Annotated in this window: 9 protein-coding genes; 2 read left to right on the top strand and 7 right to left on the bottom strand. The window is 59.7% G+C overall.

What is annotated here, in order from left to right; all coding sequences use genetic code 11:
• Nucleotides 1-92 precede the first annotated feature (92 nt).
• From JZI28_RS10180 to JZI28_RS10155, 6 genes are all read right to left on the bottom strand, one after another.
• On the bottom strand, nt 93-2,510 hold the full coding sequence (locus tag JZI28_RS10180) for an FAD-dependent oxidoreductase (RefSeq protein ID WP_375697487.1): 2,418 nt from the start codon (nt 2,508-2,510) through the stop codon (nt 93-95).
• 146 nt (nt 2,511-2,656) lie between these two features.
• Nucleotides 2,657-4,279, bottom strand: a complete 1,623-nt coding sequence (locus JZI28_RS10175) for a hypothetical protein (RefSeq protein WP_375697486.1) — start codon at nt 4,277-4,279, stop codon at nt 2,657-2,659.
• On the bottom strand, nt 4,276-5,586 hold the full coding sequence (locus tag JZI28_RS10170; protein ID WP_353400993.1) for an HlyC/CorC family transporter: 1,311 nt from the start codon (nt 5,584-5,586) through the stop codon (nt 4,276-4,278). The genes JZI28_RS10175 and JZI28_RS10170 overlap by 4 nt, the downstream gene beginning before the upstream one ends.
• A 135-nt stretch (nt 5,587-5,721) precedes the next feature.
• Nucleotides 5,722-6,708 carry a tyrosine recombinase gene (locus JZI28_RS10165; protein ID WP_375697485.1) on the bottom strand — a complete coding sequence of 329 codons (987 nt, stop codon included), beginning with the start codon at nt 6,706-6,708 and terminating at the stop codon, nt 5,722-5,724.
• Nucleotides 6,709-8,352 carry a hypothetical protein gene (locus JZI28_RS10160; protein ID WP_375697484.1) on the bottom strand — a complete coding sequence of 548 codons (1,644 nt, stop codon included), beginning with the start codon at nt 8,350-8,352 and terminating at the stop codon, nt 6,709-6,711.
• The gene (locus JZI28_RS10155; protein WP_295451367.1) at nt 8,342-8,491 is read right to left on the bottom strand and encodes a hypothetical protein; all 150 of its coding nucleotides are present in this window, start codon (nt 8,489-8,491) and stop codon (nt 8,342-8,344) included. Before JZI28_RS10155 ends, JZI28_RS10160 begins: the two co-directional genes overlap by 11 nt.
• 81 nt (nt 8,492-8,572) lie before the next feature.
• Between JZI28_RS10155 and JZI28_RS10150 the strand changes: the two genes are divergently transcribed.
• Entirely contained in the window at nt 8,573-9,160 is a 588-nt protein-coding gene (locus tag JZI28_RS10150; protein ID WP_295451369.1) for a shikimate kinase, read from the top strand.
• 2 nt (nt 9,161-9,162) lie between these two features.
• On the top strand, nt 9,163-10,284 hold the full coding sequence (aroB, locus tag JZI28_RS10145; protein ID WP_375697483.1) for a 3-dehydroquinate synthase: 1,122 nt from the start codon (nt 9,163-9,165) through the stop codon (nt 10,282-10,284).
• 28 nt (nt 10,285-10,312) lie between these two features.
• On the opposite strand, the gene JZI28_RS10140 is transcribed toward aroB, so the two are convergent.
• Entirely contained in the window at nt 10,313-12,460 is a 2,148-nt protein-coding gene (locus JZI28_RS10140; RefSeq protein ID WP_375697482.1) for an ATP-binding protein, read from the bottom strand.
• Between the last annotated feature and the right edge of the window lie 302 nt (nt 12,461-12,762).

The following is a 12,762-nucleotide window of genomic DNA, read 5'->3' as shown; positions in this document are numbered from 1 at the left end:
CCCGCGAAACAAAGGGGGGCGCAGAAGGGGAAGGCGGCAGGCGCCAAGGCCATAGCAGCCTTGGCGGGGTGGTTTTTGGCAGAGCTGGTGGCTTAGCCGCGCATGCGGGCGCCATCGGTGTCAAACAGCGGTTCGGTGATCAGCCGGGCCTGATGCATGTTGCCAAGGATTTCGATCTCAACCTCCAGTCCGGGCTGGGCCATTGGTGTGGGGACAAAGCCCAGGGCGATGGATTTCTGGCCGTGGTGGGAATAGCCGCCTGAGGTGCAAAACCCGACGACCTCTCCTTTGATCGAAATCGGTTCGTAGGCGTTGATATCTGCATCTGTTGCGTCCACCTCAAAGGCGCAGAGTTTGCGCTGCGGCCCCTGGGTGCGCTCTGCTTCGGCGGCGGCGCGGCCGATGAAGTCACCGGGTTTCTTGAAGGAGATGAAGCGGTCCAATCCGGTTTCGGCGGCGGTGTAATCGGGGGAATACTCCCGCATCCAGGAGCCAAAAAATTTATCCAGCCGCAGGGACATCATTGTGCGCATGCCAAAGGGCATCATGTCATGGGGTTGGCCTGCCTGCCACAGTGCCTGCCACAGGGCGCGCTGGCTGGGGAGATCGCAGTAGATCTCATAGCCGAGATCACCAGTGTAGCTGACCCGCTGCACCAGACAGTCTACCATGCCAACCGTCATGTGGGCCACATCCATGAAGCGCATCTGCGCAACATCCTGCAGGGTGCAGGCCTGCAGCACCTGTGCCGCCTTGGGACCGGCAATCTGAAATCCATTCAGCCTGTCGGAGATGTTTTCGATTGCCACATCCGGCGTGTGATGTTTGAGGAACCAGCGCATATGATAGGCCTGCGCCCCATAGGAGGCGGTGAGCTGATAGTCTGTTTCGCCGAGACAGGAGATGGTGAAATCGCCAATCAAACGCCCCTTGGGCGACAGCATCGGCGAGAGGCTGATCCGGCCTGGCAGGGGGATCCGGCCGGCCATGATGTGATCCAGCCAGGCGCGTGCGCCCGTGCCGGTGATCCGGTACTTGCCAAAGTTATGCACCTCGTTGATGCCCACACTGCCACGCACCGCTTTGACCTCGCGGGCGGTGGCGTCAAAGGCGTTGGAGCGCCGGAAGGATGGGGTTTCAAAGCGGGGCTCATCCGCCGTGGCAAAATAGTTGGGGACTTCCAGGCCGTATTGCTGGCCCCAGACCGCGCCCATGGTGTCAAAGACATCATACATTGGCGTGGTGCGGAAGGGGCGCGCGGCGGGCAGTTCTTCGTTGGGGTAGGAGATGGAGAACCGTTTTTGATAGTTCTCGATGACCTTGGGTAGGGTATAGCCGGGGGTGATCCAGTCACCAAAACGGGCACAGTCCAGCGCCATGGTGTCGCGCTCTGGCTCGCCTTCGATCATCCACTGCGCCAGCATTAAGCCAACGCCGCCGCCCTGGCTAAAGCCTGCCATGACACCGCAGGCCGACCAGTAGTTGCGCACGCCCGGTACCGGCCCCACCAGCGGGTTGCCATCGGGGGCAAAGGTGAAGGGGCCGTGGATCACGGATTTCACCCCGGCAGCTTGCAGCGCGGGGAAGCGTTTGTAAGCAAAATCAATGGAGTCCTCGATCTTGTCAAAGTCGTCGCCCAGCAGCTCGTGGCCGAAATCCCACGGGGTGCCATTGACCGCCCAGGGTTTGCAGGGCTGTTCATAAAAGCCGATGCACAACCCACGGCCCTCCTGGCGCAGGTAGCTTTCGCCAGCGGGATCCATGACATGGGGGTGTTCGCCGCCCGCGTCGATGATTTCGGCAATCAGTGGGACCTCGTCGGTGACGATATACTGGTGCTCCATCGGGTGCAGCGGGAAGTAGATCCCGGCCATGGCGCCCACTTCCCGTGCCCAGAGCCCGCCGGCATTGACGATATGTTCGGCGTGGATGGTGCCCTTGTCCGTCACCACATCCCAGCTGCCATCGGGGCGCTGATTTGTCTCGATCACCTTGCAATGGGTTTCAATGTCGGCGCCGCCCATACGGGCCGCTTTGGCATAGGCATGGGTGGTGCCGGAGGGATCCAGATGACCATCCAGCGGATCATACAGCCCGCCCACCAGACCCGCTGTATTGGTGGCCGGGGCGATCTTGGCGATCTCTTCAGGGCTAACGATTTCGGTCTCCAGCCCCATGACGCGATGTTTGGCCCGTTCGGCCTTTATCATGTCAAAGCGGTCCTGGCTGTCCGCCAAGGTGACACCGCCGACGTGATGCAGCCCACAGGACATGCCGGTGATCTCTTCCAGCTCGCGGTAGAGATTGATCGTATAGCCCTGCAGGGCCGCCATATTGGTGTCGCCGTTGAGGGTATGAAAACCGCCTGCAGCATGCCAGGTGGAGCCAGAGGTGAGCTCGGACCGCTCCAGCAGCATTACATCAGACCAGCCGAGTTTGGTCAGGTGGTAGAGGACCGAACAGCCGACGACACCGCCGCCGATCACGGCCACGCGGGTGGTGGTTTTCATGAGGCTTCTCCCTGAATGAGGCTTTTCCTTATTCTGGACAGAAGTGAACAGTAGTCCAGTAAAAAAGCGACAAAACCCGTCGCTCCCAGCCAATAGGTGACACAGGCAGCGTGGTTTCGCGCAGATATTGCAGCCTTTATGGGGGGCTAATCGGTGCTACGCAGCGGGCTGAGCTGTACCAGCAGGATCGCGAGCAATGGGATTGCCAGTTTCAATAGCGCCACGGTGATCAGCAGTGCGCCAAGGCTACTGTAATCCGCAGGGGTGATGATCTGACCCTCAGCAGAGCTGACTTCGCGGGTGACCACAAACACCTGGTTGAGGTATTTGGTGCCCAGGCTGGAGGCTGAGAGCGCCAGATTGGTGAAGGAGGCCATCACCGCAAAAAAGGTCGCTTTGAGATTGCTGGGGGCGTTGCGGGCAATCCAGGCCAACATCGGGATCATGGCGATTTGCCCCAGCGGGGATTCCGCCGCCGTATCCACCAAGGCGATAAAGCGCGCATCCACCAACCCGCCCGTGAGCGGAGCCGTCCAGTTGTGGATGCCGTAGTACAGCCCGATATTGGGCAGGCTGAGCAGGGCTTCGGTCAGGGCCAGAAAGGTGATGATCCAGGCGATGGTGTTATTGGCGATCAAGGGGCGCAGCAGGATCATGCCAAACAGCGTCAGCAGGGAGGAAATCAGCGACAGAACCGAAAGGAACTGTTGGTCAAAGCCAAGCGCGTCGATTTCGAACCAGGTGGCTGCCGCGCCATTCAGGGGCGTGGCGCGGTAGACGAAGATGATGATGGCGGTGCCAATTAAGGCACGCGCCTGTTGCGGTGTCAGCGCCTTGATCAACTGGCGCATCAGCAACAGCACGATAAGCATCGAGCCGCCAAAGACCAGCTCCTGCGCCTGCGCGACATCACTGAGCCCCACGCTGAGCGACAGTGCCACAAAGGCGCCACCACCGATAAAATACCACCAGTTGACTGAGACCGGATCCCGCGGCAGCGTCAGGCGGTCCTGGATCTCGGCAGCGCCGAGGCCGAGTTTGCGCAGCTTGGCGCCCAGATGCCTGCGCTGAAACAGCGCCACGGCAATGCCGGTCAGCGACAACAGCGGCACCATCAGGGCCAGCAGATAGACCTGGGCATAAAGCGCGCCCTTCTCCGCCTGGTTCAGGGCATCGGCGCCGTCAAACAGCCAGACATTCATCGCCGCCGCAGCGCTGAAACCACCAATCAGGGTGATCCGTCCCAGGGTCTGCATGGTGGTATGCATGACCCGGTTCTCGGCCTCAGAGAAGGCGCTTCCGTCGAGTTTGCGGTGCGGGATGGCCTCCACAGACATGGCATCGGCCACCACATCCTGCAGCACAAACCCACAGGGGGCGAGCAACGCCGCCGCCACGTACCAGCTGTTGGCGGGCATGATCTGCCCCATGGCATCAGGCGCGATCAACAGACTGGCGATGATGCCATAGCTGGTCGCCATCAGCGTGGCGCCAAGCAGGATCAACAGGTATTTCCAGCGCCAGATCAGATCCACCAGATGCCCCAGCGGCATCTTTAGCGCCCAGGGCAGGCCCACCCAAAAGGCAAGACCGGCCAAAAAGGCTGCCTCCAGATCCATGTATTCCTTGACAAAAAATGTCGCCACAACCGAGGTAATGCCCTGAACACCATAGGCAAAGTAGATCAGCAGCGGCGGCAGGAAGCTCCAGCGGAGCTGTCGCAGCAGGTCCAGAAAAATCTGATCAAACCATGCATAGGCCCGGTTCATGACAGGGGACGCACCTTAAATGCAGTGATCCGGTTGCCCTCGCGTCCGGTGACCTCAAAGCGGAAGCCGTGAAAGGAGAACACCTGACCGGTGGTCGGGATCATCTGGGCCTCATGGATGACCAGCCCGGCGATGGTATTGGCCTCTTCATCCGGCAGGTTCCAATCCATCGCCCTGTTCAGGTCTCGAATGGTGGTGGCGCCTTCGACGGTGTAGTTGCCATCGCTGTCCTTTTTTACCAAGGACTGTTCTGCCGGGTCAAACTCATCGGTGATTTCGCCGACAATTTCCTCCAGGATGTCTTCCAGAGTGATCAGCCCCTGCAGGGCGCCATATTCATCCACCACCAGGGCAAAATGGCTCCGCATCCGCAGAAACTGCCGCATCTGGTCGTCCAATGTGGTGGTTTCAGGGACAAAATACGGGGGCTTGGCCACCGTGGTGATCTCAAATTTGCGTAGCGCACTGGCATCGCCCTCGGGGCCACCAATCTGGGCATACATCTCGCGCAGCAGATCCTTGGCATGGACAATGCCGATGATGTTTTCCGGCTCATCCTTAAATACGGGCAGCCGGGTATGGGGGGAGGTCAGACATTGCTCCAGAATATCCGCCGGTTCTGCTGCGGCGTCGATCATCTGGATATGCGAGCGATGCAGCATGATTTCTTCGACAAACCGGTCTGACAGATCCAGCGCGCCCAAAATGCGGTCGCGGTCTTCTTTTTCCACCACGCCCTCGGAATGGCCCAGATGCAGGGCGCCGGCGATTTCTTCCCGCATTGCCATGATCTGGCTGTCCGGGTCGATCTGCACCCCAAAGAGGCGCAAAATCCCGCGTACCAAAAACCGCACGGCGGCCACGATCGGGGCGAGGATTGTCACCAACACGCCAATGATCGGCGCCACGGCAGAGGCGGCTTTTTCCGCATTAGAGATGGCATAGGTCTTGGGCAGAACTTCGGCAAAGATCAGCACCAGCAGGGTCATGACCAGGGTGGCAAAGGCGACGCCGCTTTCCCCAAAGGTGCGGGTCAAAAGCGCGGTGGCCAATGAGGTGGCCAGGATGTTCACCAGGTTATTGCCCAGCAAAACCGAACCGATCAGCCGCTCGTTGTCTTCGGTGACGTCAAGCGCGCGCTGCGCGCCGTGGGATCCTTTGTCTGCCTGGGTGCGCAGCTTGCCGCGGGAGGCCGCGGTCAGTGCGGTTTCCGAGCCGGAGAAGAAGGCTGAGAGCACCAACAGCAGCGCAATTGCCCCTGCGGAGATCCAGAAGGCGCTGTCCAGAACAGTTTGAGCAGTGTCCATGATGGGTCCAAGTTCAGTTTGTGTTTCTATAGGTTATGGGGTGCGATGGCGCGCCAGACAAGTCCCGTTGCGCCGGGAAAGTCCGGTCAGAAATCGACCAAGGGGGCTGGGATCTGCGCAGCGACTGGCGCTGTCTTAGTCATCTTTGTGCGCTTTACCCCTGGTTGGGCTTTGGCTGGCCTCGCCAGGACGGGACAGCGGGTGGTGTTGCAGAACCAACTCGCTAAGCCGGGCATCCAGCACATGGGTGTAGATCTCGGTGGTGGCGATATCCGCGTGGCCCAGCAACGCCTGAATGGCGCGCAGGTCGGCGCCATTGGCCAATAGATGGGTGGCAAAGGCATGGCGGAGCGTATGGGGCGTCACCTTCTGCGGATCAATGCCACCGGTCACCGCCAGGTCCTTGATCAGCAGATAAAACCAGTGGCGGGTCAGATGACCCTCTTTGCCGCGCGACGGGAACAGGAATTTTGATCCCGGCGCTCCCGTGGCTTGGGCTTTTTCCTCGCCCTCATCGCGGATTTGCAGCCAGACCCGCAGTGCCTCTCGGGCGGGCGGAGACAGCGGCACCATGCGCTCTTTGCCACCCTTGCCCAGCACCAGCAGCATATTGGGATCCCCACGGGCGGAGGCCACAGGCAGCGACACCAGCTCGCTTACCCGCATGCCAGTGGCATAGAGCAGCTCCATCAGGCAGGTGTTGCGCAATCGGTCCGCCGGTTTGCGACCAGTCTGGCGGGCGGCCTCCAGCAGGCGGTCAACCTCGATCACCTCCAGCGTTTGGGGCAGCTTTTTGGCGCGGCCCGGTCCCTTGATCTGAATGGCAGGGTTGTCGGTACGCCAGCCTTCCTCAAAGGCAAAATGGTAAAGCTGACGAATGGCCGACAACCGCCGCGCACGGGTGGCGCGAGACAGACCCTCTGCGTCGCAGGCGATAAGATAGGCCTCGATGTCATCCCGTGCAGCCTGCCCAAAACTGCTGTCACGGTGGGCCAGCCAACCGGCTGCATCCTTCAGATCCCGGCCATAGGCCAGCAAGGTGTTGCGCGCTGCCCCGGCCTCAGCCGCCTGGGCTTCCAGAAAGGTGGAAATCCACTGCAGATCATCGCGCGGCGCGGCCATTCAACCGCGTTCCAGCAGCATCAGCTGCAGGGTTGCCCGCCTTGCGGTGTCCTCCAGTCCAACAGCGCGCAGCGCCGCCAGGGAATTGCTGAGATCGCCAAGATTGCCCTGGGCGCCGCGGGCAAAGAGATCCATGGTGCGCAAAATGGCCTCGCCCAATTGACCATTGTCCAACAGTCTGCGGATTTTGACGGGGACCTCTGCGTCATCGTCAAAACCTTTCATGATCGACAGCATCAGCGGGGTGTGACCACTGCGCGCTGCGGCTGCGGGCTGTGCGCTTTCTGCTTGTGGCTTCTGCGATGGCTCCCCCGCTGGATCAGCCGGGGCGCTGAGGTCGGATCCGGGCTGCCCCGGTGTTCCCTGTGCCAGCGCCGCGAGAAAGCTGTTTTCCAGGCTGTCATCGGGCGGGCTATGGGAGGCGATTTCATAGGTGGGTGCCAAAAGGCGAATGCGCCAGGACAGCTTTGCTGCTTCGCCACTAAGGTTGAAACGCGCCAATTGGGTGGAAAACAGATCGGCAAATCCAACTTCAAGCCCGGCCTGTTGCATGGCCTGCCAGACGGCAGGCAGCGCATTGGCCACCTCGGCGCTGTTGGCGCTGTTGAGCGCCGCCTCAAAGCGTTGCAGGGCCGCGACCCGGTCCCAAATCCCACCAGAGGCTGCCGGGGTGCGATCGGTATAGAGACCCAATAGCTGGTTGGGGTTCAAAGCCCCGGCACGGGTCAGCCGCTCGGCGGCTTCCAATTGGGCTTTCCAGCCAGCCACATCCCGCAAATCTGCCGCCGAAAAGGCCCGTGGCAGCGGCGCAGTCGGGAGCCGTTCTCCGATCGCCTCATAGAGCCGGAAGGTCAAAGGGTCGGGGTTGTCGGGCAAGGGCAGGGGCGGGGCAAGATCAAAAACATCCGGGTTCAGGAACCGGTCCAGCAGATCCAGCTGCGCCTTTGGCAACAGCTCAAGCGCGTGAGCCGATTCAAACATCAAAGCTGCGGTTGGCCAATCGCTGCGACGGGCCGCGCAAAAAATGCTGGTTCGGTAATCCGGCGCCAGAAACGGGGCTGCAACCAGAGCAGCGCAGGCCCTGTCCTCGTCGCCGCTTAGAAGGGTGGTGAAGAACCAACGCCGAAACCGCGCTGTCGTGGCGGACGGGCCTGCCTGTTCCACCAGTGCCTGCGCCGGATCAGAGGCGCCCAGCGAGATCAGCCGATCCAGGCGCGCCAGCAATATGACATCGCCCTGAGGCTTTAGCGGGCGGCTTTCAGAAAGCAGCAGGGTAAACAATAGCGACTGCATCGCCGGGTTGCCCTGCACGGAAACGGTGCGGATGAGCGCAGCAATATCGTTGGGATCACTGCCGTGCCACAGATCAATCGGCAGGCCAGTGGCAGAGGGCGCCACCAGTCCAATAGAGGGCAACAGCGCCTGAAGCGGCGTTACGGTGATCGCGGGCCGGGCCGCACTGCCGGTGACCGGGGGCTCCAGCAAGACCGTGCTTGGAAGCGGCGCCGCGCTGTCGGGCTGGCCGAGCCAATCAATCACCGTCAGTGGGGCCTGCGTCAGTGCAGGGCCGCCATAAAAAGTGCTGATAAGGAATGCCGAAAGGGCCGCCTTTTGTCTGATTTTATGGCGCTGCCTATTCTGCATCTAGCAACACCGGTTTGCGAATCTCCTGCACCGGAACGCTAAAATCTGCTCCGAACCAGGGGCCGATATAGGCATAGGCCACCAGTCCCAGCACTGCCAGAACACCGAAGATTACTAGATATTTGATCAATCGCACCATTGCGCACCTGTTGCCTGCTTCTTTGTATTTTGCTCAAGTTATATATGGCCTTTTTTGCAATATCACGTCATTCACGGAAGAATGAGCGAAAAAGAGCAAATAGCCGAAGTGGATGTCGCAGCTTCTAAGCCTGGGCGACTGAAAAAGACCGTTGTTATGGTGGGCATGATGGGAGCTGGCAAGACGGCCGTGGGGCGCGCTTTGGCGGCGCGACTGCAGGTGCCGTTTTTAGATAGCGACCACGAGATCGAAGCGGCCGCCAATAGGACAATACCTGAGATTTTTGCCCGCGATGGAGAGGCCTTCTTTCGATTGAAAGAGCGTCAGGTGATTGCGCGGCTGCTGACTGAGGAATGTGGCGTGCTGTCCACCGGAGGCGGCGCATTTCTGGCGGCGGAGAATCGCGAGACCATTACCCGCAATGGGGCGTCGATCTGGTTGCAGGCGGATCTGGATGTGTTGTGGAATCGGGTGCGATACCGCGACACTCGCCCCTTGCTGCAAACCGCAGATCCCCGCGCCACCCTGGCGCAGCTTTATGAGGCCAGAGTGCCGCTCTATGCCAAAGCGGATTTGGCGGTGGTCTCGGACGGCAAGGCCTCGATTGAAGAAATGGTGGACCGGGTGTTGGAGGCCTTGCGGTCTCGCCCCGATGTATTGGAGAGCTGAGGATGGAACAGATCGTGCATGTCCCCCTGGAGGGGCGGGCCTATGATGTGGTGATCGGGCCTGGATTGTTGCAGACTGTTGGAACGCGGATCGCGCCCTTCCTTACACGGCCCCGCGTTGCGGTTCTGACAGATGAGACAGTTGCGGATCTGCACCTTGAAACCCTGCGGCAGGGGCTGCGCAGCGCCGGGATCGACATGGTATCGTTGGCTTTGCCTGCGGGGGAAAGCACCAAGGGCTGGCCGCAGTTCACCCGCGCAGTGGAATGGCTGCTGGAGCAAAAGGTGGAGCGCAACGATGTTGTGGTGGCTTTTGGCGGCGGTGTGATTGGCGATCTGGCCGGATTTGCGGCATCGGTGCTGCGCCGGGGCGTGCGGTTTGTGCAAATTCCCACCTCGCTATTGGCGCAGGTTGACAGCTCTGTTGGGGGCAAAACCGGTATCAATGCACCGCAGGGCAAAAACCTGATTGGCGCTTTTCACCAGCCCACCCTGGTGCTGGCAGATACCGAGGTTCTGGGCAGCCTTACGCCGCGGGATTTCCTTGCGGGGTACGGTGAAGTGGTCAAATACGGCATGTTGGGCGATGCCGAGTTCTTTGCCTGGCTCGAAGACATGGGGCCCAAACTGGCCTCCGGCGATATGGCTGCTCGGGTAGAGGCTGTCGCCCGTTCGGTGCAGATGAAGGCCGATATCGTGGTGCGTGACGAAACCGAACAGGGCGATCGGGCCCTGTTGAACCTGGGCCACACCTTTGGCCACGCGCTGGAAGCGGCCACCGGCTATTCTGACCGGCTGCTGCATGGGGAAGGCGTTGCCATTGGCTGCGCGCTGGCGTTTGAGCTCTCTGCCCGGTTGGGCCTGTGCAGCCAGGAAGACCCAAGCCGGGTGCGCGCGCATCTGAAAGCCATGGGAATGAAAACGGATCTGGCGGATATTGCAGGTACTCTGCCGGATGCGCAGACACTGCTGGATCTGATGGGGCAGGACAAAAAGGTGGTGGATGGTCAGCTGCGCTTTATTCTGGCGCGCAGCATTGGCGATGCTTTTGTGACCGCCGAAGTGCCCGAAGCGGCGGTGCTTGCGGTGTTGCAGGATGCCTTGGCGGATTGTTCAGGGGCCTAGAGACGCGCCCCAGAATTTTGCAGCAATTTTACGGTTCTGGCTGAGCTGTCGACTGAACTGTCCCAAGGGCTTTTGAAATTGCTGCCAGCAAGTCACTGCGCATGATGGGTTTCATCAGCCGGATGTCTTCTGGGCGCAGGCCGTTTCCATGCACAGTGGCCTCGGCCGCGTAGCCAGACATGAAGACAACCGGGAGGTCGGGATTGATGGTACGCAGCGCAGTCGCCAGGGCGGTTCCTTTTAGCTGACCCGGCATGACAATATCCGTGAGCAGCAGATCAAATTCCTGATCGACTTCAAAGATCTCTTTTGCCTCATCCCCACTGGCGGCGGTGGTCACAGAATACCCGGCCTTTTCCAGAATGGATTTCAGAACCAGCAGCACTTCTTCCTCATCCTCGGCGAGCAAAAGGCGTTTGCCCTGGAGTGTCGCAGCCTCGGCAGTTGCGCTATGGGCTGGGGCTTTGCGTGGGTCGGGGGCCATGGCAGGGAAATAGAGCTTGAAAGTGGTGCCAACGCCAGGCTCTGAATAGACTTGGGCGGTGCCTTCGGATTGGCGCATAAAGCCGAGAACCATGGAAAGCCCCAGGCCTGAGCCCTCGCCGGAAGATTTTGTGGTGAAAAACGGGTCAAAGATATTGTCCAGAATCTCGGCGTCTATGCCGTCTCCGGTGTCTGAAACAGCAATCATCACATAGCGCCCTGGCTTCAGGACTTCGTGGCGACTGTCCTGATAGGTGTGGTCAATCCTGACATTTGAGGTCTCGATGGTCAGTTTGCCGCTGTCCGTCATTGCATCGCGGGCGTTCAGGATCAGGTTCAGCAGGGCGCTTTCGGCAAGGCCGGGGTCCACTTCGACATTCCAAAGCCGTGCCAAAAGTGAGGTTTCAACCTCAATATGCGAGGGCAGGGTGCGCCCGGCCCAGTTTTTTGTTTCCAGTACCAGCTTGTTGAGGTCCAACACCTCCGGCTGTAGGGGCGTGCGCCGGGCGTAGCTCAACATGCTTCTTGTCAAGTCCGCCCCGCGCATGGTGGCACCGATGCAGGAAGCTATGTAATCTGTCCGCTTTTCTGTGTCTGGCTCCTCTTGTAGCAGCTCAAGGTTGCCCAGGATGACCGCGAGAAGATTGTTGAAATCATGCGCCACCCCTCCTGTCAGTTGGCCAATGGTTTCAAGCCGTTGCGAGGCGGCCAGCTGTGATTGCAAATCTTCACGTTGCTTTTGATCCGCCAGCCGTTTGGAAATGTCGGCGATATTGGCCCGGATGAGTTTTTGCCGAAAGGGCGGCATACGGGTTAGAGAAATTTCACAGTCTATTTCCTCACCGGAAGCCTTGAGGTGACGCCAATGGAAAATGGGGTTCTCGCCGTTAAGGGCAGCCTGTAGGCGTTGCTGGGCTAGTGTCGCGCTTTCCTCGCCTGAAGGTTGCTTTTCTGGACTAAGTTCCACCAGGGTAAGTCCGCGCACCAATTTGTCTCTGTCGTACCCAAAGAACTCTGCCGCCCGGGCATTGGCCAAGATGAAATGGTTTTTCTCGATGTCATAAATCACAATGGCGTCCGGGGCATAGTCGACCAGGGTTTCAAACTGCTGGGACTTGTCGGTCGCCTCATTTTGGGTCTCTTTCCAGTAGCGACTGAGATTGGACACCAGCGTAATGATCAACAGGTTGGTGGCCATGAGCGCGACGAGCAGGACCACCCAGTTTCCGACCGCCCGATTCCATTCCGCGACCTTGGGATCGGGGGAGACCAGGACCCCTGTGACAAACAGATAGGCAATAAGCGCAATTGCGCAGCCGAGGGCCCCTAGGAGCAAGAGTGACAATTTTCGGCTGAACATGGCCGCACAGAGTGCCATGTAGAAGGGGAAGGCCAAGATGGCTGCCGCACCCAACCCAAGGTGTGTCATGCTGAAAAAGTTGGTGACGACAAGCCCTGCAACGGTCAGGCCCCCACTCAGAGCCAGGTATTTGCTGTTACGCAGGAAAATAGCCGGAAGAATACTGAGAGCGACAAGGAGTAGGGTGGTAACAATAAAGGCGGGACTAAATTGGCCCAGGCGAAAGAGGTTCACCATCGCCACCAGGCCGGCAATGATCGCCAACAGGTCAATAACCGCCCGTAGTGTTTTGCGAACGCCTTGGCGATAGGTGACAGGGATTTCAGTGCTCATGTCGTCTGTCATGGGGAGCCGCTTTTATGTTGTCTTTACGCACCATAGCCTGAAATGGCCCACTGGGGATACTGAAACAAAAACCTGTTTGCCGATTTTTTGAGCACCCTTTCCAGAGCTGGATTTGTTCTGCACGGGTTGCTTGGACTTGGGTCTGGGGGCGTGCAGCAGGAATGGGGCCGGGCCTCTTGCCTTGGGCGCCTGTTGGTCTTGCGGCATATGCACCCCGTCTTGGCGCGGTCTTGGCTCCGTTTTGGCCCGTCTTGCAGCGTACGCAGGGCTTACCTCCTCTCAAACCCCGC

This window comes from Pseudophaeobacter sp. TrK17 (genome assembly GCF_042192375.1).
Taxonomy (GTDB): domain Bacteria; phylum Pseudomonadota; class Alphaproteobacteria; order Rhodobacterales; family Rhodobacteraceae; genus Pseudophaeobacter.
Note: the sequence above shows the minus strand (reverse complement) of the source record. Positions and strands in the feature narration are given on the sequence as shown.

Coding starts and splice junctions, on each gene's coding strand:
- JZI28_RS10180 (WP_375697487.1), bottom strand. CDS start 2,510: ATGAAAACCACCACCCGCGTGGCCGTGATCGGCGGCGGTGTCGTCGGC.
- JZI28_RS10175 (WP_375697486.1), bottom strand. CDS start 4,279: ATGAACCGGGCCTATGCATGGTTTGATCAGATTTTTCTGGACCTGCTG.
- JZI28_RS10170 (WP_353400993.1), bottom strand. CDS start 5,586: ATGGACACTGCTCAAACTGTTCTGGACAGCGCCTTCTGGATCTCCGCA.
- JZI28_RS10165 (WP_375697485.1), bottom strand. CDS start 6,708: ATGGCCGCGCCGCGCGATGATCTGCAGTGGATTTCCACCTTTCTGGAA.
- JZI28_RS10160 (WP_375697484.1), bottom strand. CDS start 8,352: ATGCAGAATAGGCAGCGCCATAAAATCAGACAAAAGGCGGCCCTTTCG.
- JZI28_RS10155 (WP_295451367.1), bottom strand. CDS start 8,491: ATGGTGCGATTGATCAAATATCTAGTAATCTTCGGTGTTCTGGCAGTG.
- JZI28_RS10150 (WP_295451369.1), top strand. CDS start 8,573: ATGAGCGAAAAAGAGCAAATAGCCGAAGTGGATGTCGCAGCTTCTAAG.
- aroB (WP_375697483.1), top strand. CDS start 9,163: ATGGAACAGATCGTGCATGTCCCCCTGGAGGGGCGGGCCTATGATGTG.
- JZI28_RS10140 (WP_375697482.1), bottom strand. CDS start 12,460: ATGAGCACTGAAATCCCTGTCACCTATCGCCAAGGCGTTCGCAAAACA.